We start from the raw sequence: 21,465 nt of genomic DNA on the forward strand, positions 1-21,465 counted from the left end.
TTGAAATGGATCGTAAGCAGTCCGGCTCTGAAATGGAACGCTTGTTCATCGCGGTGAATCTTCCCTCCCTACTATGTAAGAGCCTGGGAAAAGAGTGCAGCTCCTTGTCTGCCACGCTGAATTTTGCCAAATGGACACATTCTGAGGATTATCACATTACCCTGCAATTTCTCGGGGATACACCCAAGCCGTTGATTCCTGATCTTCTTGAGGCTCTAAAGGAGGTATCTTCCACTTGTAAGCCATTTCAACTGCACCTCACAGAATGGGGAGCTTTTGGGCGCCTGGAAGCGCCAAAAGTGCTCTGGGCGGGGGTTTCCGGAGAGATGGATAAACTGGCGGATCTCCAGAAGTGTGTGATTTCCGCTACCCGTCCTCTTGGTTTCATACCCGAAGCAAGAGAATTTAAACCACATCTTACATTGGCCCGCAAATACCGCGATACCCTCCCGTTCAGCCTCGAGAGGCTTTCTGATTTACGTGCCCAACTGCCCGATGTTGAGGAAGATAATGGAACAGCGGGCTGGACGGTGGATGGTTTTTTGGTGTATGCTACCAGGATGCATGCCATTCCTATGTATGAAATGATCGAAAAATTACCGTTTTTCTGATATAAAATCGATAAGAAAGTTTTCAAAGCTTCCATTTTCGGTTACATACAATAGGAATGTGCCGTAAATTTAGGAGGTAAAAAATGGCAATCTTTAAACAAAACCGCTGTATTGCGCTGCTTGTTGGCGTTATTCTGGTGTGTTTCTCTGCGATAAGCCTGCTTGGTTCTGAAGGAACCGCAAAGGGCAAAAATACAGTACAAATGAATCATTTGAACTCGAACGGACAAGCTTCGGCGTTGACCCTGACCAGTGAAGCCTCAACTAGCTTGGTGAGGACAAAGAATACCCCGAAACCCATGCTCTACACCACAGCCGCCAATCTGTTCCATACCCAGAGGATCAGGCAGACCTTGGAATGGATCAGTCCAGATATACTGAAGCCGAAAGGTACAGCAGTAAGGACTGGGATTCTCCGGCAAAAGGCAGCTGTGGTGAAGTCAACTCCGCCCATGGTGCAGCAAGTGGCCAAGACGGCGGTGGCTAAGGGGAGCCAGACCGTAATTACCCAAAAGACGGAAATTCAGCAACATCCCCCCACTCAATTGTTCTTCTCTCGGACAAAGCTATTAAGCCAGGAGCAGCGAGGTCAAGCGACCTGGAGCTACGCGGTATCCGAAGAAGACCTGCTACTGCTGCAAAAAATCGTCATGGCAGAAGCAGAAGGCGAACCGTACCAGGGCAAGGTGGCAGTCGCCAACGTTGTTCTGAACAGGCTGCGGTCAGCCAATTTTCCCGACACCATACATGATGTAATCTATCAGAAAAGCCAGTTCAGTCCTGTGGCCAACGGGCGCCTTAAGCGCGTGAAGCCCAACGGGGACAGTATTAAAGCTGTTACCGCCGCACTCTCCGGAACCAAGGCAGTGACTGACGATACGTATTTCTTCCTGTCTCTTAAGCTTGCCCAAGATCTGACGGTGCATCATTCCAGGCAGTACGCCAAAAAGATCGGCAATCATACTTTTTATAAATAAATGATAAAGCAGGTGTCCCGAAGTCCTGAAAATGGTATTGGGACATCTTTGCTTCATTACAAGCAGAAACGGTACCGGGCTTTATGCCCGGTACCGTTTCTGCTTGAGTCCTATCCTCTTCCATCGGCCATCGTCTTGCTTAAGGAGTAACGTACACGGCTTCTTCATTTCGTGCTGGAGCAGCAACCCGTGCCCCCCGGAGCTCCGCAGATGTTCCGGCTGCAGGTTTGCCCAGCATCTGCAGGACGGCGGCAGCGCAGTGGCTCGGCTGCTGGCGATCCGGGGCGACCCGCCGTCTGCGCAGCTCTTCTAGGCCGGCATATTCACGCATCAGCAGTGAGAACCATTTGTCCACCACATCTGAATCGAGCTCCTCGGCAAGGCCCAATTCCACGAAGTATTGGCAGTTCTTTTCTTCCTGGCCGGGAATGGCGCTGTAAAAAAGCATCGGAATGCCTTTGGCCTGGCCTTCCGTACAGGTCATCCCTCCGGGCTTCGTAATCAGGAGATCGGAGGCGTCCATCAGCTTATTGATCTCGCTGCTGTATCCCAAAATTTTCACATTGGGATGGTTCAGCAGAGGATTGGCCCTCATTTTGGCTACAAGCCTGTCGTTGCTGCCCATACAAAACACCAGTTGGATATCATTCGTCCGGGCGGTGAGTGATTTCATGACTTCTTTTCCGAACATGAGCCCCCAGCCGCCTCCCATAATCAGTACGGTAGGGATATCAGCAAGTCCCAGTTCCTTCCGTAACAGCTTTTTGTTCGATCTCTCCCAGAACTTAGGGTGTAAAGGCATGCCTGTGACGGTAACCTTGTCCGGCGAGACCCCCCGGCCGGTAAGTATCGACTTGACCCGGGAAGTGGACACCAGGTACCGGTTTGCTTCTTCATTGATCCAGCTTCCATGTGCATCATAATCCGTAATCAGTGTATACATTGGCACATCCAGCCCCTGCCGCTTCAAGCGGGAAATGACAGCAGCCGGAATGGGATGCGTACAAATAATCAGATCGGGCTTAAGCTGTTCGATGACCTGTGAGGCATGTGTATAAAAAATCCGGTGAAGCGCCAGCTTGGTCAACCGGTTCAGAGATTTATGATATTGGGTTTTGTACATCATGCCGACCAGCTTCGGCTGGCTGCTGACTGTTTTGCGGTAAGCTGAAAGAATCCAGGGAGCGACCGTTGGGTTGAGGAATTTGCCAAGCTCAATGACCCGGCACTGTACATCCGGGCTAAGACGCTTTATTCCTTCGGCCAGAGCATAGGCTGCCCCTGTATGGCCCGTACCGAAGCCTTCCGAAAACAGCAGTACTCTTTTCTTTCGCATAAGTTCACCTGCTACTTTCCTTCATAGGTAGGATTAATCTTCTCTTCTATTATACTAGGGATATTGCTTCTTTTCTCACATTATACAAATAAGACGTAAATAGAAAGTTAAAACACTGCAAAAATAAAAAAAATAAAGATTTCACCCAAGTATTGCAAACAAAGAAGCAACGTGATAAAGTGGGTATTGACCGATTGACCGAAATAGTAAAACAGTCATATCGTATGACAGGCCTATTTCATGAAGAAAGGAAGTGTGCGCAGGTGGCTGTGGTAGATCGAAGGCAACAGGTGCTCCAGGCCGCAACCAAGTCTTTTTCATTATTCGGCTACAAGGCGACCACAATGGATCAGGTCGCGAAGATCGCAAATGTCGGCAAAGGAACCATCTACACCTTTTTTACGAACAAGGAACAGTTATTTGATGAGATACTGCGTGAAGTGATGATGGATATGAAGGTCATCGCCGAACGGGAGATCAGACGGGAACGGTCATTTTTTGAAAATCTGCACCGTGTTCTCGATGCTCTGCTCGAATTTCGCAGTGAACATGAGCTGTTTATCAAGTTGTCCCAGGAAAGCCGTGATTTCGGCACCCCCCAGGCCAACGAAGGTCTCGACAAGCTTGAGAATGTCGTTCTCGAATATTTGCAGCGGGAAGTAGAGCATGCGATGGATCAAGGGGAAGTGAAGCCTTGTGACCCCAAGATTGTATCGCTGGTAATGTTCAGACTGTATATTGTGCTTACGGCCGAACTGAACAGGGTGCATGAGCCTTTGACCAAGGAGCAGATTAAAAATTATTTTCATCTCTTTTTGGCAGAAGGGTTGGCAGAGTAGCTTCATACATGAGAATGGACAGTCTCAGACGACTCCGGTAGGAGTTTTTATTTGCCCTTGAGTGACCGAATGGGGAAATCAGTCATCTAGTGTTACTGCAAGTTTTCAAGAGATTCACCTTTTTTAGATAGTAATAGGATTTTAAAGAGAGCATATGATCAGAAGGAGAGAACCAGAATGAAATCTTTATCCGTATTTGCCAAGGACCTGGGCGCAGTGTTCAAGAACCCCAAGGTGCTGATTCCCATGTTTGTCGTCCTGTTCATTCCGGTACTATACAGCGGATTGTTCCTCAAGGCATTCTGGGACCCGTACGGCAAAATGAATGAGCTGCCCGTCGCTGTTGTCAATGAAGATAAAGGTGCCGACTATGAGGGAACGAAGCTTACTGCCGGGAATGACCTGGTAGAGGAGCTCAAGAAAACGGACGGGTTCAAATGGAACTTTGTCACCCGGGCGCAGGCGGACGCCGGCATGAAAGACGAAACCTACTATATGACTATCGTCGTTCCGGAAGATTTCTCCGCGAATGCGACTACATTGCTGGATGATAGTCCAAAGCAGGCCAAAATTATCTACGAGCCAAACGAAGGCTATAATTTCTTGGCAGGTCAAATCGGCGGCACAGCCGTGAAAGATATCAAGACAAAAGTATCTGCTAAAATTACGGAAGCTTATACGACCTCTGTTTTTGATAAAATCACAGACATCGCCAGCGGTCTTGGTGAAGCGGGAGACGGCGCCACCAAGATTGCCGACGGCGCGACCAAGCTGGACGACGGTGCGCTCAAGCTGAAGGATAACCTGCTTGTGCTGACCGAAGGTACGGGTAAACTCTTGGATGGAGCAGCGCCTCTTACAAAGGGTGTGGCAGATCTGAATACCGGAGCTGCTGCACTGCAGACCGGTAGCAGTACACTTGCAGGCGGACTTCAGCAGTTGTCTGCAGCCCATAAACAGCTGCAGGATGGTGTAGCACAGACAGCGGACGGCAGCAAACAGCTCAATGCCGGATTGCAGAAAGCGTCTGCCGGAGCAGCTGCATTGCAAGCTGGTACAAAATCGGCTGTAGACGGAACCACTCAGCTGCAAGCCGGTACAAAGTCTGTTGTGGATGGAAGCGCGAAGCTGGAAGCGGGCCTGACTTCTTCCGTAGACGGCAGTGCGAAGCTGGAAGAAGGACTTAAAGCTTCGAAGGACGGCAGCGCGAAGGTAAGCGCGGGAGCCAAAGCGGTCGCAGATGGCCTGTCGCAACTGGCCAAATCCAATCCGCAGCTGGCGGCAAGCCCGGATGTGCAGAAGCTGCTCGCAGCCAGCACCGCAGTCGCTCAAGGCACCGCACAGCTGGATCAGAGCCAGCAACAGCTCCTTGATGGCGCAACTGCGCTGCACAGCGGCCAGGAGCAGCTGGTGCAGGGAGCGAACCAGCTGCATACCGGTTCGCAGCAGTTGGATGCCGGAGTGACCCAGCTGCATGACGGGGCACAGCAGCTGAATGCCGGCAGCTCACAGCTGCTGGACGGACAGAAGCAGCTCCTGGCTGGAGCCGGAGCGCTTGAAACCGGCGGCACCAAGCTTGCCGCAGGCATGAAGCAGTTCGGTGCGAAGCTGAACGAAGCAGCAGCAGGCGGTGCGAAGCTTGCTAACGGCGGCAAAGCGCTGGAAGCCGGAACGGCTAAACTGCTCGATGGAGCCGGTCAGCTTAGCAGCGGCCTAAGCTCTGTAGCAGACGGCTCGAAGAAGCTAAGCGATGGAGCCGGACAGCTTAAGAACGGACTGGATGACCTGAAGGCCGGCTCCGGTGAGCTGGCAGTGAAGCTCGGTGATGCCGCTTCTCAGACCAGCACCGTGAAGAAAACCGATGCACTTGTATCGATGTTCGCCCAGCCGGTAGAGATTGAAGAGAAAGAATTTACTACAGTACAAAACTATGGTACAGGGTTTGCACCGTACTTCCTGTCGCTTGGTTTGTTCGTAGGCGCACTCATCTGCACCATTGTAATTCCAATGCGTGATTCCGAGGTGATTGGTGCCAGCCGGTTCAACCGTTTCATCAGCCGCACCCTTACTTTCTCAATGATGAGCGTGTTCCAGTCCCTGATGGCAATCCTTATTGTTCTCTACGGACTTGGCCTGGATGTACAGAATGTACCGTTGTTCTATGCCTTTACCTTCATTACCAGTATCGCCTTCATGTGGATGATTCAAGCTATTGTTACCTGGATGGATCAACCAGGACGGTTCGTGGTTATCGTTCTGCTGATATTCCAATTGACAACAAGTGCAGGAACCTTCCCGCTTGAGCTGATTCCGGACTGGATGAAATTCTTCAACCCGTTGCTGCCTATGACTTATAGTGTAAGAGGGTTCAAGGCAGTAATTTCCACCGGTAATTTTGGTACTATGTGGAGCGATGCCGGAATGCTGGCCGTTTACGGAGTAGTATTCCTGGTTTGCACCTTCACTTACTTCATGACCCGTGACCGTGATAGTGAAATGGCTGTGCAGAAAGAACAAGCATTAAGCTTGTAATTGAAAAATAATTCATTGAGTAAACACACAAAGGACGCTCCTTGCCGGGGCGTTCTTTGTTTTTTCCTAAACAAAGAATTTATAGGTTTCACGCAAAGGGCGGCGAAGCTGTTTCTACTTATTTCAGGAATGAAAAACAGTCCAAAAAATACCATGATTGTGTCAGGAAAATGGATGAAACGCTTTCATTGAATAAGAGCTTATTCGTTATTCATGCATATTTATGCATAACAAAGATTTTTTACGCTTCAATTCACTAAAGCTGTGACGCAAAAGCAATTGTTAATCAAGCTCATAAAAAAGTTTAAATTGCGCTCATGTCAGGTCGATGATAAAATAATATAACCAATCTGTCTTGAATATTTATTAAGAATTCCCACTGAAAATTTTTCCTGAAATCCGTCTACTTTATAATAGAAAGGTTGCATACAATGAGACACACTGAACTGCCCGTCAAACAAGGCCTGTACGATCCCCAGTTCGAAAAGGATGCCTGCGGAATGGGGTTTGTCGCCCATATCAAAGGCAAGCCATCCCATGATATTGTAAGTAACGCTTTGACCATGCTCTTCAATATGGAGCATCGGGGAGGCCAGGGAGCAGAACCAAACTCAGGTGACGGAGCCGGCATTATGCTGCAGATTCCGCACCGTTTCTTTACCGGTGAAGCCAGCAAGCTTGGATTTGAACTGCCTGAGCAGGGGCATTACGGTGTAGGCATGATCTTTTTGTCTCACAACGAGGAGATCCGGGCCCGCCACGAAGCGCTCCTTAGCGAGATTATCACCGAGGAAGGCCAGCAGGTGCTCGGCTACCGCGATGTACCTACTTTTGACGAAATGCTGGGCAAGACAGCCAAGGCGGCTAAGCCTTATGTGCGCCAGGTATTCATCGGCCGCTCCGAAGGAATCAAGGATGATCTGGCATTTGAGCGCAAGCTGTACGTCATCCGCAAACGTGCCGAACTATCGATCCGCTATGGCGGAGCAGAAGAAGGCGAATCTTTTTATGTGCCAAGCATGTCCTGCCGAAAGATCGTATACAAAGGCATGCTGACCACAGCGCAGGTAGGCCAGTTCTATCTGGATCTGCAGAATGAAGCGCTGGAATCGGCGATTGCCCTTGTGCATTCCCGGTTCAGCACCAACACATTCCCAAGCTGGGAACGTGCCCACCCTTACCGTTTCATGATCCACAACGGTGAGATCAATACCTTGCGCGGCAATGTGAACTGGATGCACGCGCGCCAATCGCTGTTCAAGAGTGAAGTATTCGGGGAAGACCTGAGCAAGATCAAGCCTGTCGTGAACCCTGACGGCTCCGATACGGCTATGTTCGACAACACCTTCGAGTTCCTGTACCTCAGCGGACGTTCATTGCCGCATGTGGCCATGATGATGGTTCCTGAGCCTTGGGGCAACCATGACAGCATGGACGAGGAGAAGAAGGCATTCTATGAATATCACAGCACACTGATGGAGCCATGGGACGGACCCGCTGCAATGGGCTTCACCGACGGTGTACAGATCGGTGCGATTCTTGACCGAAACGGCCTTCGCCCTTCACGTTATTATGTAACCAAAGACGATCTGATTATTTTGTCCTCGGAAGCCGGAGTGCTTGATATTCCTGCAGAGGATGTACTATACAAAGACCGGTTAAGACCAGGACGCATGCTGCTGGTGGATACGAAGCAGGGCCGGATCATTTCCGACGAAGAAGTCAAAGCCGAGATTGCTTCTGAGCAGCCTTACCGCCAGTGGCTGGATGAGCATCTGATTGGCCTTGACGAGCTTCCTGATGCTCCAGAGCTGCCGAATCCGAAGCATGACAATGTGCAGCAGCTGCAGCAGTCCTTCGGATATACCTTTGAAGATCTGCGCAAGGTGCTGGAGCCGATGGCTTCCACCGGTGCCGAAGCTGTAGGCTCGATGGGCTATGATGCCCCATTGGCGGTACTGTCGGACCGTCCGCAGCGTCTCTATAACTATTTTAAACAAATGTTCGCCCAGGTAACCAATCCGCCGATCGATGCGATCCGTGAAGAGCTGGTGACCTCGACAGCGACAACTATCGGACCTGAACGCAACCTGCTTAAGCCGGAACCCGAGAGCTGCCGGCAGATTTCACTGGATTCACCAATCCTGTCCAATGAGGATTTTGCGAAGATCCGCCATGTCCGCCGCGCAGGGTTCAAGTCGATGTCGATTCCGATTCTGTTCCCGGCTGAGCTGGGTGCGGAAGGGCTGCGTATCGCGCTAGAGCGGATGAATGAAGCGGCTGACCGAGTTATGGCCAAAGGCCATAACATTCTGATTCTGTCTGACCGTGGCGTAGACCGTGAGAATGCGGCTATTCCGGCACTGCTTGCCGTTTCCAGCCTGCATCACCATCTGATCCGCTCGGGAACCCGTACCAAGGTCAGCATTTTGCTGGAATCCGGCGAACCGCGTGAAGTGCATCATTATGCGCTGCTGCTCGGCTATGGGGTGAGTGCGGTCAACCCTTACCTCGCTTTCGAGAGTCTGGATGACATGATCGGCCAGGGCCTGCTGCGCGGCATTTCACATGAGAAGGCTGTGAAGAATTATATTAAAGCTGCGACGAAGAGCGTAGTGAAAATATTGTCTAAAATGGGCATCTCGACGATTCAATCCTACCGGGGCGCGCAGATTTTTGAAGCTGTTGGCCTGAATTCGGAATTCGTGGACCGTTACTTCACCTGGACACCTTCCCGTATCGGAGGCATTGGCCTGGAAGAAGTGGCAGCAGAGGCGCTTGTCTCTCATAACCGCGCCTTTACTGACAAGGATGGCAGTGACAAGGTGCTCGATTCCGGCGGTGAATACCAATGGCGCAGTGACGGGGAAGAGCATTTGTTCAATCCGCAGACCATTCATCTTCTCCAGCACTCCGTGCGTAGCGGCGATTACGGGCTGTACAAGAAGTATGCGGCACTTGTGCAAGGAGAGAGCGAGAAGCATCAGACGCTCCGTTCCATGCTGCAGTTCAAGCCTGCGAATTCACCAGTACCACTGGATGAGGTAGAGTCTGCAGAATCCATCATGAAACGCTTCAAGACCGGTGCCATGTCCTTTGGCTCGATCAGCAAGGAAGCACATGAGACACTGGCGATTGCAATGAACCGCATCGGCGGCAAGAGCAATACCGGTGAAGGCGGAGAAGATCCGGCCCGGTTTACTCCGGACAGCAATGGCGATTCCCGCCGCAGTGCGATCAAGCAGGTGGCATCGGGTCGATTCGGGGTTACCTCGAATTACCTGGTCAATGCTGATGAAATTCAGATCAAGATGGCGCAGGGGGCCAAGCCTGGTGAAGGCGGGCAGCTTCCGGGCCGCAAGGTATATCCTTGGGTCGCAGAAGTGCGCGGCTCCACAGCAGGTGTAGGGCTGATCTCACCGCCACCGCATCATGATATTTACTCTATTGAGGATCTGGCAGAATTGATCTACGATCTCAAAAATGCCAATCCCCGTGCCAATATTAACGTGAAGCTCGTGTCTGAAGTCGGTGTGGGAACCATCGCTGCCGGGGTAGCCAAAGGCCGTGCCGATATTATCCTGATCAGCGGCTACGATGGGGGTACCGGCGCATCGCCGATGAACTCCATCCGTCATGCCGGTCTCCCTTGGGAGCTTGGCCTGGCTGAGACCCATCAGACCTTGATGCTGAACAATCTGCGCGACCGTGTTGTACTGGAAACGGACGGCAAAATGCTTAGCGGCCGTGACCTGGCAGTCGCTGTGCTGCTCGGTGCTGAGGAGTACGGATTTGCCACTGCACCGCTTGTAGCTGTAGGCTGTATTATGATGCGGGTATGCCAGATGGATACCTGTCCGGTAGGTGTAGCTACCCAGAATCCGGAGCTGCGTAAGAACTTTACCGGTGATCCGCAGCATGTAGTGAACTTTATGACCTTTGTGGCACAGGATCTGCGTGAGATCATGGCGGAGCTTGGTTTCCGCACCATTCAGGAAATGGTTGGACGCACGGACTGCCTGGATGCCGTCAAAGCTTCGAGTCACTGGAAGAAGAAAGGCGTGGATTTGAGTAGCCTGCTGCACATTCCGGCTATGCCGGAAGGAAGCACTCGCTACCGCAGTCAGACCCAGAACCATGGCTTGGAAGAAACATTGGATGTTTCCAAGCTGCTCGATCTTGCTGCACCGGCACTGGAATCCGGTACTGTGGTTGAAGCTTCACTTCCGATCACGAACGTCAACCGTGCGGTAGGAACCATCCTGGGCAGTGAACTGACCCGTAAATATGGAGCAGCAGGTCTTCCGGATGATACGATCCGCCTGCATTTCACCGGTTCGGCGGGACAGAGTCTGGGGGCATTCGTACCGAAGGGAATCACGATCACGGTTGAAGGGGATTCCAATGACTATGTGGGCAAAGGACTTTCCGGCGGCAAGCTGATCATTAAGCCGTCCTCTAAGGCGACCTTCGCTGCCGAAGATAATATCATCATCGGGAATACGGCCCTGTACGGTGCTACCGGCGGTGAAGCTTATATCAGCGGGATTGCCGGCGAACGGTTCGCTGTCCGCAACTCCGGTGCGAATGTCGTTGTGGAAGGCGTGGGCGACCATGGCTGTGAATACATGACCGGCGGCCGTGTGGTTGTGCTTGGTGCAACGGGTCGCAACTTTGCGGCAGGTATGTCGGGCGGTATCGCCTACGTGTATGATCCGGACAATACGTTCGTCAAACGCTGCAACATTGAGATGGTTCTCTTGGAGCGTGTGGAGGAGCCTGAAGAAATTGCTGAACTGCAAGGTCTGATTAACCGCCATACCGAGCTTACAGGCAGTAATGCCGGACAACGCATCCTGGATACATGGGATGAGGCCCTGCCGAAATTTGCCCGTGTCATTCCGAAGGACTATAAGCGGATGATGGAGCAGATCCGCAAGGTGGAACAGACCGGTCTGACCGGCGAAGCTGCCCTGATGGCTGCATTTGAAGCGAATATGCGTGAGCTTGCCCGTGTTGGCGGCTAAATGCTAACCACTCTCGAATAAAAGATAAACCAAGGGACAACATCCCCTCCTTAACCGGAGGGAGGTTGTCCCTTTTACTATTGCTGCATTTTTTTCCGCTTTTCAGGAAAAAGGGAAGTTGTGGTAGAATAAAACCCATATAAAATGAATTGTGAAAAAATGAAGGTGAAAGTAACGGTGGGAAGATTGGAACTGGAGGAGCGAATGCGACCGCCTAAAAGCTTTCCAAAGGAAAGCTCGCTTCGGAAGCATTATCAGTTCACGGATTTCAGCCGCATGCACCTCAATTGGAAACTCAAGCTCATTTTATATACACCGACGAAAGGAAGTGAGACCATGCCGAACACGGCAGAAGTGGTGAAGCCCGTAGCCAGTTTAATGGGTGTAACCAAAAAAATGGGCAACAAGACGTTGGTTAGCGACTTGACGCTCGATATCCCGCCCGGACAAATCTTCGGATTTCTCGGGCCGAATGGTGCCGGTAAAACAACTACCATTCGTATGATGGTCGGACTGATCTCGATCAGCCGCGGAGATATCCTGATTTGCGGCCGCAGCATCAAGGATCATTTTGAAGAAGCGGTTGCGAATATTGGGGCGATCGTGGAGAACCCTGAGATGTACAAATTCCTCAGCGGATACCAGAATCTGCGCCAATATGCGCGGATGGTGCCAGGTGTGGACAAGAAGCGGATCCAAGAGGTTGTAGAGCTGGTAGGGTTGGGACAGAGGATACACGACAAGGTGAAGACCTATTCACTGGGAATGCGCCAGCGGCTGGGTGTAGCCCAGGCGCTGCTTCACCGTCCCAAGCTGCTGATCCTGGATGAGCCGACGAACGGGCTTGATCCACAGGGAATTCGCGAGCTGCGCGACTATCTGCGCCGATTATGCCAGGAGGAAGGTACAACGGTATTTGTCTCCAGCCATTTGCTGTCTGAGATGGAGCTGATGTGCGATACAGTGGCAATTATCCAGAATGGCAAGCTGATTGACGTGAAACAGCTTAAGGCTGTAGGCACGGAGGTTCTGCCCGTCGGTGAGACGCTGTTTGAGGTTAGTGATCCTGAAGCGGCATTGACCTTGCTGGGGACCGGGGTACTGAAGGATGGTGGAATTGCCGTGGCAGCGGACCGTGAAGCTATCGCTGAATTGAATGCGAAGCTGGTCACAGGCGGGATCAAGGTATACGGCATTAAAGTGCTGGCCCGTTCACTTGAGGATCAATTCCTGGAAATCACCGGAGGTGAAGGCATTGGGTAATTTCGCGGCTCTCATACATAATGAGAACGTTAAAATCTACAGTCGTATACGTACATGGATCATGCTCATTATTCTGGCTGTGATGAGCGCGCTGTTTCCGGCGCTGTTCTACTTTACCAGCAGTGATACCTCCACGACAGAGCTGTGGAACAGCTTTCAAATGACGGTGAGTATCGCTTTTTTCCTCAATACGATTTTTACAGTTGTGATCGCCTCCGACTCCGTTGCGGGCGAATTTTCCTGGGGGACCATTAAGCTGCTGCTGATCCGCCCATGGAGCCGATCCAAAATACTGCTCTCCAAGTACATCTCCCTAATCCTGTTCAGCTTGCTGAGCACGGGTGTACTGATCGTATTTGGATATGTGTCTGCGCTTATCTTCTCCTCTTCCTCCGGGCTTGGAGGAGCCTCTATGTCGGCATGGAGTCCAGCAGAATATACATTCCTGGGCATTCTGTGCAGCTATGCTGAGCTATTCCTGACCGCTGCTCTGGCTTTTATGGTGTCCAGTGTCTTCCGTGCAAGCGGACTGGCGATCGGGTTATCGCTGTTCATTATGTTTGCCAAGGATATTTTTGTGGCCATCTTTAGCCCTGAGCGTTATGAGTGGGCTAAATATCTGATCTTCACCCATATGGATCTGCATGGTTATCTGTTATCAGATAAAGGCCCGGGTGGAGTCACGTTGGGATTTGCCATCGCGGTACTAGCCGTCTATTATCTTCTATTCATGCTGGTGTCCTGGATTGTGTTCCGTAAAAGAGATGTTGCTGCATAAATCGGGCTGCTGCACCAGCCCGATTCAAGGTTGTTCTGTACAATAAGAATTAATATTTCATAGGGACGGCTAAGCCGTTTCTGCTTGTTTGGAGCCGCGTTTGCCGGCTTTGTCCGTATGACCGTTTTTCTGAAGTCCGCCCGCTTTTTCTGTGGCGGGCTCTTCGGCCATGGTAACGGAGCCATTCAGCAAGCTGCCCTCCATGATGCTTAAGGTGCCAGCCAGAATATTCCCATGCAGCTGTCCGGTACCCGTCATCATTAGCCTCTGATCGGCAACCACATCGCCGTAAACCTTGCCCGCAATGATGATGTCCTGTGCTTTGATGGTGGAACGGACGGTTCCCTGTTCACCGACGGTGACAGTGCCCCGGCAGTGGATTTCTCCGCTGAAGTTGCCCTCAATCCGTAAATTAGTGTCGCAAGTGACTTTGCCCTCCAGCATACCCCCGTGCCCGATCAGCGAGTCGGTGGATTTCACCGGCGTGTGCTGTTTGTTTTTATTCCACATGCGTTCATCCTCCTGAGTGTTTATTTAGGATTACTCCACTGAATAACGTCGTACTTAACTTTCTTCCTGCTTAAGGCTGTACATAACCCAAAGGATTGACCGGTTTGTTTTGTTTGACCACCTGGAAATGAAGATGGGGTCCCGTGCTGCGTCCGGTATTGCCTAGCAAGCCGATCTTCTGGCCTTTGCTTACCCTGGTGCCCGGGGAGACCAGCATTCCATTCAAATGCATGTACCAGGACTCCAGCCCATTGTCATGTTTGATAATAATATATTTGCCTCGTGCGCCCATTTGCTCGGCGGTGGTGACCACGCCATCCATGGCAGCATATACGGGATCGCCGATACTGCCTGCTATATCGATGCCGGAATGATAGGCTGAAGTCCCGTTGAAAGGGTCGGAACGGTAACCGAAGCTGGAAGTAATGACCTTGGACTGCGTAGGCCAGATGACGGCAGGTGCCAGCCTGGATTTTTCAGCAATAGCCTTTTTGGCCTGGAGAGTAGCTTTAGCGGTATTTGCCTTTTGGGCTTCTGTAATCGTCACAGGGATCCTGCTCATCATTTCATCCAGCATGCTGCGGATTTCCTCATAGTCATCCTTCGTTTCCCGCACCAGCTTCAGGGGATCGTTCGCGTAGACAGCGATATATTCCCCGCCCACCTGTGGCGTGAATGTGCCGTCCGGCGATGCGGCAGCAGCTGATACAGCGGTAAAAGAAGCCCCGCCAGAATAATGCGTTTCTGCCGGAGGAGATAATTCTGTACCCGCTGCAGGTGCAGAGGGATCTACAGTACTGGATGTTTTGGCGGAGGAGGATTCCCCCTTGCCGCTGGCAGCCGGACTGCTTCCCTTGTCAATCAGAGACTGCAGCTGCTGCTCCAGCTCGCTTACGCTTTTCAGTTTGTCTTTGATACTGTCTGCTTCCTCCGATAGTTCAGTAACCTGACTGCGAAGCTGCAGCAAGGCCTGATCTTTATCGGCAACCTTCATTTCCATACGAAGATTGGTCAGGGACAGTGCCGCGGCTTCTGCTTCCAGCTCGGAAATGGAGCGGGAGGCATGAAAATGCATGGAAGTGACCAGACTGGACAGAGAAAGGGCGGCAGCGGCCGGCAGCGCAAGAGCGAGTGGCTTGGATAGCTGAAGCTGCCTTACCGGACGTCCGGCTTCACGGACAACAAGCAGCGTGATCCGGTTATGATCGGGCTGATTCTTCATAGCTTCTCCTTTCCTGCGGCTCGTGCAGCCGCCTTGTATTCACTGAAGTCCTAATTTCTAAGGGCTCATCCGAATCGTCCTACTACTCTATGTATTCCATGTCCGTGGGGAACATGACAACGGTTTGCTGGAACAAAGAGGGAGAATGAAGGTAACAGAAGGTACAAAATTGCCGGGTGCCAGCGACAGCTGGAATGAGAATGGACTCACTATAAAACATTCAAGAGGGTGACAGATTGGTAATATTGGCGTTTATTCTATGTCTTTTTATTCTGCAGATTGCTGTAATCCTGCTGCTCGAATTCCGCCGCCCGCAAAGAGCGTTGGCCTGGTTGCTCGTTACCTTCTGCTGCCCGCCGCTCGGGCTGTTGTTCTATTATTTTTTTGGCCGGGATTATTGGCAGAATCGCAAGCTCGAGAAGAGGTGTATTTCGTTATTTCGGGAGATCCGTGCTCATGTGTCCGGTATAGTCAAGCTTGTGAAACATGCGGAAGAGAGTGGGAATCCGCATTTCTCAGACTATAAAGGACTGTTGTTCCTGCTCTCCCGGCTGTCAGAGATTCCGGTCACCGGCCGGAACAAGTGCCAAGTACTGGCTGACGGACAGGAAGCTTACGACTCTATGCTTGAAGCTATGGAAGCAGCGCGGGAGCATATCCATATGGAATTCTATATTTTTCGTGATGATGAGACCGGGAAGCAGTTTCAGGAGGTCATGATCCGCAAAGCGCGCCAGGGGGTGAGGGTCCGCCTGCTTTGTGATGGACTCGGCAGCCATAAGCTAGGCAGCGGCTTCATTGGAAGGCTGAGAAATGCCGGAGTGGAGGTTCACTTCTTCCTGCCGCCATTAAACTCCCTGCTGGAGCGCAGGTTCAATTTCCGGAATCACCGGAAAATCGTTGTTGTCGATGGGCGTGTGGGGTTCACCGGTGGCATGAACGTAGGGGATGATTATCTGGGGAGAAATCCCAAGCTGGGATATTGGCGGGACACCCATCTTCGTCTGGAAGGGGATGCGGTCTACAGCCTGCAGTATGTTTTCCTGAAAGATTGGAGGCTGGCAGCAGGTGAGGGAGTGAGCCATCCCCGCTTTTTCCCGGCGCATGATTGTGCGGAAGAAAAGGCCGTTCTTGTTGTCGCCAGTGGACCGGACGGGGCGCTGGATACCTCACAGGAGATGTATTTCGCATCAATTACAGCGGCGAAAGAGCGGATATGGATTACCTCACCTTATTTTATTCCCGATCCTACGATCTGCCGGGCGCTCAAGAGTGCGGTGCTTGCTGGAGTGGATGTGCGGATCATCATTCCGGACAAACCGGACAACAGGCTGGTGTACAATGCGTCTCTCTCCTACCTGGAAAACCTGCAGGATGCCGGAGTGAAATTCTACCGGTATCAGAAAGGGTTCATGCATGCCAAAATTATGATTATCGATGATATCCTGGGGACGGTGGGGAGTGCCAATCTGGATATGCGGAGCTTTTACTCCAACTTTGAGCTGACAGCCGTCATGCTTAGTCCGGAGGTGATTACGCTGCTTGCTGCTGGTTTTGAACAGGATCTGGAGCATAGTGAATTTATTGAGCCGGCAATCTTTCGGAGAAGAGGAGGAATTGTCAAATGCATAGAAAACCTTTGTCAGCTGTTATCACCGCTTTTATGACAGTTTAAGCGATAGAAACTTGAGTTTTCGAAGGTTCTAACATTTTCTATGCCATAAAGGACCCTCTTTTATGATATAATGAAGGTATAAGAAGTAACTATACTTTTAACAGGGGGAGTTCTATGACTGTAAGCCAGCAATTATTCACGAATGGGGAACAGAAGAAACCTCAGAAATCAGAAGCCTTTAAGAGGGCCAAATTGGTTCAAAGGATCGTAATGATCGTCCTTGGATCAGCGATGATGTCTGTGGCATTGGAGATTTTCCTCGTTCCCAATCAATTGATTGACGGCGGAATTACCGGTATTTCCATTATGATATCCCATATTTTCCATATCCCGCTGGGGATTATATTAACTCTGCTTAACCTGCCGTTCCTTGTAATCGGCTATAAGCAAATCGGTAAAACCTTTGCCTTATCCACTCTGTTTGCTGTAGTTCTGATGTCCATTGGCACTCAACTGCTGCATCCTGTAGCCCCGCTAACGGGTGAACCGCTGCTTGCCGCAGTGTTTGGAGGCGTTATTCTGGGTGTAGGTGTTGGCCTGGTGGTACGGTATGGAGGATCGCTGGATGGAACAGAAATCATCGCTATTCTGGTCTCGAAGAAGCTTCCATTCTCCGTAGGTGAAGTAGTCATGTTCTTCAACCTGTTTATTCTATCCGGTGCAGGCTTTGTGTTTGGCTGGAACAATGCGATGTTCTCTTTAATCGCTTACTACATTGCTTTTAAGGTGATTGATGTTACGCTTGAGGGTTTGGATCAATCGAAATCGGTATGGATCATCAGCGATAAATTCCGTGATATCGGAGAAGCGCTGACCGAGCGACTCGGACGTGGTGTTACTTATCTGGAAGGGGAAGGCGGCTTCTCCGGAGATAACAAGAAAGTGATTTTTGTAGTGATTACCCGCTTGGAAGAAGCGAAGCTTAAAGCTATTGTTGAAGATTGGGATACCGAAGCTTTTGTCGCAATTGGCAATATCCATGATGTTAAGGGCGGCCGCTTTAAGAAAAAATCAATCCATTAGCTTTGCCCGTAATTAACGGGAGCGCTAACCGAAGGAAGGTATATTTACGAACGACAGTGTAATCAATTCGGCGTCTGTATCAAGTATCGCCGCATTCTCATATAGAATACCTTCCGTCCGTAAGATGGACGTCTGATAAGCCCGCAGCCTGAAAAGGCATTTGCGGGCTTATTGCTTTTTGGAGAGGAGAAACTATGGGAGCTTGGAAATAAGAGCCTCCACCGGCTGTGCAGGCACTTTGGCGATCAGATCACCCATGCGGCTGAGGCGCTCCTCGATGTTCTGCAGGTGGAAATCAGCAGGCGAGACATTCCGCCGAACTTCTTCCCACAGAAGAGGAGTAGATACGGTAGCCAGCGGGCGGGCTCGTGGCGTATAAGGTGCAGCAAGCGTTTTGCCGCCATAATGTTGAAGGTAATCAAAATAAATTTTGTCTCCCCGATGCTTCTTCAGCCGCTCCAGGGTGAACAGGTCGGGACGTTTCTCCGTCACGTACCGACCGACAAAGTGGCCGATCCGGCGAAGGCCGTCAAAAGTGACTCCGGGGCGGATAGGTACAATAATCTGCACGCCTGTTGCACCGGAGGTCTTCGGGACGGAGGCAATGCCCAGAGATTGGAGCACCTCGCCTACGACTGCAGTCGCTTCCATAATCCGTGGTTCGACTTCAAGCGACGGGTCAAGGTCAATCATCCATTCGCAGGGCAGCTCACTTCCCGCGTAATGAAGCGAAGGATGAAACTCCAGGGCGGCCATATTGCCCAGCCAGAGCAGCTCCGGCAGCCCTTGAAGAAGGATATAAGTGATGTTGTCATGTGTTGCTGTACGGACAAAGTCGGGCAGGGGCTCAGGTGCATTCTTCTGATAAAAGGACATGCCTGGCACGCCGTGCGGATAGCGGATCACCGTTAGGAGACGGTCCCGGCAGTATTGCAGCAGATAAGGGGAAAGGGCCGCCAGTTTTTCCAGGTAAATTCGCTTGGTAATGCCGCGTTCCGGCCACAACAGCTTATCCGGGTTCGTTATGGTGATTTCTTGTCCTCCGATGGTAATGGAACCCCGGATAGTCTTGGGCATCCGGCATCCTCCTTTGGAAATATGAAATATCTTGCATTGTCATCCTTTCTGCTCCAACCGGCAGGACAGCGGGGGAAGGTCCAATTGGGCTTGGATGACAGGTTGACGCAGGGTTCCCGAGTGGTTCCACTCCAGGAAATGCAGTTTGAAGACCAGCTGGGGCTGAATCCAGACGGCTCCCTTGCTCCGCTGCGGGACAGTGGTGAAGGGCATGTCTGAAGTTCGAAGCTTCTCAACCTGTGCAGTTAAGCTGCGCCAATCCTGTACGGTCATCCGGCCTGCTCCGGCATGCCCGATATAATGCAGCTTGTCTTCGCTGTCATAAAGGCCAAAGAGCAGAGCATTCACAAGTCCATCCCTATACGTAACACCGCCAGCTACGGCGGTTACGTCGGAGATGATCTTACGCTTTTGCCATCGACCGTCTTTTCCGCCGGGTGCATAGGTGCTGTTAATGTCCTTGCACACAATCCCTTCCAGGCTTCCGTTCTGTGCAGCAGCTAAAAGCTCAGACGGGCGGGTATAGCTGGGCACGTTCTGCACATGGGGATGGGGAAGCAGGATTTGGCCTAAGGTCTGCTGCCGGCTCGACAGCGGCTGGTCCAGAAGCCATAAGCCATCATAGTACAAAATATCAAATATCATATAGAGCACGGGCACCTGCGGGCGGACAGCCTTGATGGCTGCGGCATTCTTCAGGCTGTCACGGCGCATGACCTCATGAAAGGACGGTTTGCCGCCGCTGAGCGCGATGACTTCACCGTCCAGTATCACCGATTCAGCCCTGCAGTAAGCTCTGGGGTCGGCGATTTCAGGGTACTGCAGGGTACGGCGGTTGCCACGCCGGTTAATCAGTTCAGCGGCTTTCCCATCGTAATAGGAGAGCATACGCACACCATCCCACTTAATCTGCGCAATCCACTGATCACCCTCCGGCAGTTGTGATGCCAGTACAGGTTCGAAAGGAACTACCGGCTGCAGCTTCATGGGTTAAGCACCGGTTTCTTTGCTCTTGGCTGTGCGCCGTTTGGGTTTGGGCGGCGCTATGACCGGGATCGGACCGGTGGCCTCATTCACGACCGCAGTACCGGCTGGGACTTTGGATGATTTGGCAGTGGGTGTTTTTTTCCTGCCGGCTGCGCCAGTTTGCGGTTTCGTCTTGGCGGCAGCGGGCGATGGTCCCGGATCTGTTGGAATATGCTGTACCGCCTCGATACTGGCCTGAAGTGCAGCCATCAGATCGATGACATTGCTCTCCTGGCGGGCCGGAGCAATATGGAATTCCTCGCCGGCAATCTTATGGGTAATCAGGTCAAGCATCCGCTGGCGGTAGTCATCCGTGTATTTGCCCGGCTCAAACGGGGTGGACAGCTGGGAAATCAGCAGCTTGGCCATATCCAGCTCCTTATCACTTACGATACCGGGCTCCGGCAGTCCTGGAACCTGAGATACCGGCCGAACCTCATCGGGATAATATATAGTTTCGATTGCCAGGCAATCAGCCAGCACACGGATGGCGGCGAGGCTGCTTTTGGACCGGATGGAAATTTTGGCGATTCCGATCTTGCCGGTCTGGCGCATGGCTTCCATCAATAGGCGATATGCGTTAGCTCCCGCCTGGTCTGGAGAGAGGTAATATGTTTTTTGAAAATAGATCGGGTCGATCTCCGTTAAGTCCACAAAATCCAAAATGGTAATGTTTTTGCTGCTCTCCTCTGTCAGCTGATCCAGCTCTTCTTTGTCAAACAGGACAAATTTCCCCTTCTCATACTCGTAGCCCTTGCCGATTTCCTCCCAAGCCACTTCCTTGTCGCAGACAGGGCATTTGCGCACATAGGACAGCGGACTGCCGCATTCCTTATGGATGTAGCGTAGTGATATGTCTTTGTCCTCGGTAGCGGAGAACATTTTGACCGGAACATGGACAAGCCCGAAGCTGATGGCCCCTTTCCAAACAGTATGCATGATGATCCCTCCTGATCCAAAGTGCTTTGGCTTAGTATGCGGCAGCAGGTCTTTTTCTAGCCTGATGCATTTTTTGCGCCGGTTGGGAAAAAATAAGCTCAGGCATGAAGGATACCCTGCGTTCAATTGGAGGTAGCAGAAATGGATCAGGAACGAAACGGATGGATCGATGCTTTGTCAGAGCAGGATATCCCGGCTGAAGCCGTGGATTGGGAGAGTATCGTAGAGACTGGGGAAGACGAAGAGCTGCACGAAAATTTCGACCGGCTGGATGCGGAAGCGACGATCGGCGAACTGCCGGCGGTGGATGATAACCTATTTAAGGAGACCCAAAAATGAACATACAGCGGGCAAAGGAAATTTACGCTTCCGAGGATATGATCTCTGTACATCTGGACGGAGAGCCGGTCTGGATCGAACATGTGGATTCGGATAATGGGATGGCTACAGTGCAGGTGGGCTCACGTCCGACAAATACGCATACAGTAGGCGTGGAGCGTTTGGAAGAGCAGGGCAGCTAGGCCCAGAGATATTGTAAATATGAACCGATTGAGGGGGGCAGTACCCGTTCAATCGGTTTTTTATTATTGACGGAGGCTGAACCAAACCCCTATATTGAACTTGTGAAAA

Annotated in this window: 17 protein-coding genes; 11 read left to right on the plus strand and 6 right to left on the minus strand. The window is 51.4% G+C overall.

The window, feature by feature from the left end; translation table 11 throughout:
* Window positions 1–5 precede the first annotated feature (5 nt).
* Window positions 6–611: an RNA 2',3'-cyclic phosphodiesterase gene (gene thpR, locus A3848_RS01075; protein ID WP_074083098.1), complete on the plus strand. Its 606-nt coding sequence runs from the start codon at window positions 6–8 to the stop codon at window positions 609–611.
* Window positions 612–694: 83 nt separating this feature from the next.
* The gene (locus A3848_RS01080) at window positions 695–1,588 is read left to right on the plus strand and encodes a cell wall hydrolase (RefSeq protein WP_074083099.1); all 894 of its coding nucleotides are present in this window, start codon (window positions 695–697) and stop codon (window positions 1,586–1,588) included.
* 139 nt (window positions 1,589–1,727) lie between these two features.
* On the opposite strand, the gene A3848_RS01085 is transcribed toward A3848_RS01080, so the two are convergent.
* Window positions 1,728–2,924, minus strand: a complete 1,197-nt coding sequence (locus A3848_RS01085; protein WP_074083100.1) for an MGDG synthase family glycosyltransferase — start codon at window positions 2,922–2,924, stop codon at window positions 1,728–1,730.
* A 263-nt stretch (window positions 2,925–3,187) separates the two neighbouring features.
* Between A3848_RS01085 and A3848_RS01090 the strand changes: the two genes are divergently transcribed.
* The 5 genes from A3848_RS01090 to A3848_RS01110 all read left to right on the plus strand — a co-directional run bounded on the left by A3848_RS01090 (window position 3,188) and on the right by A3848_RS01110 (window position 13,363).
* A complete protein-coding gene (locus A3848_RS01090; protein WP_143186335.1) occupies window positions 3,188–3,763 on the plus strand; it encodes a TetR/AcrR family transcriptional regulator in 576 nt (191 codons plus the stop codon).
* A 177-nt stretch (window positions 3,764–3,940) separates the two neighbouring features.
* Window positions 3,941–6,295 (plus strand): YhgE/Pip domain-containing protein, encoded by a 2,355-nt coding sequence (locus A3848_RS01095; protein ID WP_074083102.1) that lies wholly within the window; start codon window positions 3,941–3,943, stop codon window positions 6,293–6,295.
* 431 nt (window positions 6,296–6,726) lie between these two features.
* Window positions 6,727–11,322: a glutamate synthase large subunit gene (gltB, locus tag A3848_RS01100; RefSeq protein WP_074083103.1), complete on the plus strand. Its 4,596-nt coding sequence runs from the start codon at window positions 6,727–6,729 to the stop codon at window positions 11,320–11,322.
* 336 nt (window positions 11,323–11,658) lie between these two features.
* The gene (locus A3848_RS01105; RefSeq protein ID WP_074083330.1) at window positions 11,659–12,585 is read left to right on the plus strand and encodes an ABC transporter ATP-binding protein; all 927 of its coding nucleotides are present in this window, start codon (window positions 11,659–11,661) and stop codon (window positions 12,583–12,585) included.
* A complete protein-coding gene (locus A3848_RS01110; protein WP_074083104.1) occupies window positions 12,578–13,363 on the plus strand; it encodes an ABC transporter permease in 786 nt (261 codons plus the stop codon). The genes A3848_RS01105 and A3848_RS01110 overlap by 8 nt, the downstream gene beginning before the upstream one ends.
* A 69-nt stretch (window positions 13,364–13,432) precedes the next feature.
* On the opposite strand, the gene A3848_RS01115 is transcribed toward A3848_RS01110, so the two are convergent.
* Together A3848_RS01115 and A3848_RS01120 are read right to left on the minus strand one after the other, a co-directional pair.
* Window positions 13,433–13,873 (minus strand): bactofilin family protein, encoded by a 441-nt coding sequence (locus tag A3848_RS01115; protein WP_074083105.1) that lies wholly within the window; start codon window positions 13,871–13,873, stop codon window positions 13,433–13,435.
* Window positions 13,874–13,943: 70 nt separating this feature from the next.
* Entirely contained in the window at window positions 13,944–15,095 is a 1,152-nt protein-coding gene (locus A3848_RS01120) for a M23 family metallopeptidase (RefSeq protein WP_074083106.1), read from the minus strand.
* Window positions 15,096–15,331: 236 nt separating this feature from the next.
* Between A3848_RS01120 and cls the strand changes: the two genes are divergently transcribed.
* Together cls and A3848_RS01130 are read left to right on the plus strand one after the other, a co-directional pair.
* On the plus strand, window positions 15,332–16,762 hold the full coding sequence (cls, locus tag A3848_RS01125; protein ID WP_074083107.1) for a cardiolipin synthase: 1,431 nt from the start codon (window positions 15,332–15,334) through the stop codon (window positions 16,760–16,762).
* A 122-nt stretch (window positions 16,763–16,884) separates the two neighbouring features.
* Window positions 16,885–17,793, plus strand: a complete 909-nt coding sequence (locus A3848_RS01130) for a YitT family protein (RefSeq protein WP_074083108.1) — start codon at window positions 16,885–16,887, stop codon at window positions 17,791–17,793.
* 192 nt (window positions 17,794–17,985) lie between these two features.
* Here the strand turns inward: A3848_RS01130 and ligD are convergent, their stop codons facing one another.
* The 3 genes from ligD to ku are packed head-to-tail and all read right to left on the minus strand — an operon-like array spanning window position 17,986 to window position 20,835.
* A complete protein-coding gene (gene ligD / locus A3848_RS01135; protein WP_074083109.1) occupies window positions 17,986–18,870 on the minus strand; it encodes a non-homologous end-joining DNA ligase in 885 nt (294 codons plus the stop codon).
* Window positions 18,871–18,909: 39 nt separating this feature from the next.
* The gene (locus A3848_RS01140; protein WP_074083110.1) at window positions 18,910–19,857 is read right to left on the minus strand and encodes an ATP-dependent DNA ligase; all 948 of its coding nucleotides are present in this window, start codon (window positions 19,855–19,857) and stop codon (window positions 18,910–18,912) included.
* Window positions 19,858–19,860: 3 nt separating this feature from the next.
* Entirely contained in the window at window positions 19,861–20,835 is a 975-nt protein-coding gene (ku, locus tag A3848_RS01145) for a non-homologous end joining protein Ku (protein ID WP_074083111.1), read from the minus strand.
* Window positions 20,836–20,976: 141 nt separating this feature from the next.
* Here ku and A3848_RS01150 point away from each other — a divergent pair, with 141 nt between their 5' ends.
* Together A3848_RS01150 and A3848_RS01155 are read left to right on the plus strand one after the other, a co-directional pair.
* The gene (locus A3848_RS01150) at window positions 20,977–21,174 is read left to right on the plus strand and encodes a hypothetical protein (RefSeq protein WP_074083112.1); all 198 of its coding nucleotides are present in this window, start codon (window positions 20,977–20,979) and stop codon (window positions 21,172–21,174) included.
* Window positions 21,171–21,356 (plus strand): H-type small acid-soluble spore protein, encoded by a 186-nt coding sequence (locus A3848_RS01155; RefSeq protein ID WP_074083113.1) that lies wholly within the window; start codon window positions 21,171–21,173, stop codon window positions 21,354–21,356. Before A3848_RS01150 ends, A3848_RS01155 begins: the two co-directional genes overlap by 4 nt.
* Window positions 21,357–21,465: the final 109 nt, after the last annotated feature.

The organism is Paenibacillus sp. P32E (genome assembly GCF_001909085.1).
GTDB lineage: Bacteria > Bacillota > Bacilli > Paenibacillales > Paenibacillaceae > Paenibacillus_AQ > Paenibacillus_AQ helianthi.

Excerpts from the sequence above, each read along its gene's own strand:
- A3848_RS01080 (WP_074083099.1), top strand. The coding sequence starts at position 695 with ATGGCAATCTTTAAACAAAACCGCTGTATTGCGCTGCTTGTTGGCGTT.
- A3848_RS01105 (WP_074083330.1), top strand. The coding sequence starts at position 11,659 with ATGCCGAACACGGCAGAAGTGGTGAAGCCCGTAGCCAGTTTAATGGGT.
- gltB (WP_074083103.1), top strand. The coding sequence starts at position 6,727 with ATGAGACACACTGAACTGCCCGTCAAACAAGGCCTGTACGATCCCCAG.
- ku (WP_074083111.1), bottom strand. The coding sequence starts at position 20,835 with ATGCATACTGTTTGGAAAGGGGCCATCAGCTTCGGGCTTGTCCATGTT.
- A3848_RS01150 (WP_074083112.1), top strand. The coding sequence starts at position 20,977 with ATGGATCAGGAACGAAACGGATGGATCGATGCTTTGTCAGAGCAGGAT.
- A3848_RS01115 (WP_074083105.1), bottom strand. The coding sequence starts at position 13,873 with ATGTGGAATAAAAACAAACAGCACACGCCGGTGAAATCCACCGACTCG.
- A3848_RS01120 (WP_074083106.1), bottom strand. The coding sequence starts at position 15,095 with ATGAAGAATCAGCCCGATCATAACCGGATCACGCTGCTTGTTGTCCGT.
- A3848_RS01130 (WP_074083108.1), top strand. The coding sequence starts at position 16,885 with ATGACTGTAAGCCAGCAATTATTCACGAATGGGGAACAGAAGAAACCT.
- ligD (WP_074083109.1), bottom strand. The coding sequence starts at position 18,870 with ATGCCCAAGACTATCCGGGGTTCCATTACCATCGGAGGACAAGAAATC.
- A3848_RS01085 (WP_074083100.1), bottom strand. The coding sequence starts at position 2,924 with ATGCGAAAGAAAAGAGTACTGCTGTTTTCGGAAGGCTTCGGTACGGGC.
- A3848_RS01095 (WP_074083102.1), top strand. The coding sequence starts at position 3,941 with ATGAAATCTTTATCCGTATTTGCCAAGGACCTGGGCGCAGTGTTCAAG.
- A3848_RS01140 (WP_074083110.1), bottom strand. The coding sequence starts at position 19,857 with ATGAAGCTGCAGCCGGTAGTTCCTTTCGAACCTGTACTGGCATCACAA.
- A3848_RS01155 (WP_074083113.1), top strand. The coding sequence starts at position 21,171 with ATGAACATACAGCGGGCAAAGGAAATTTACGCTTCCGAGGATATGATC.
- thpR (WP_074083098.1), top strand. The coding sequence starts at position 6 with ATGGATCGTAAGCAGTCCGGCTCTGAAATGGAACGCTTGTTCATCGCG.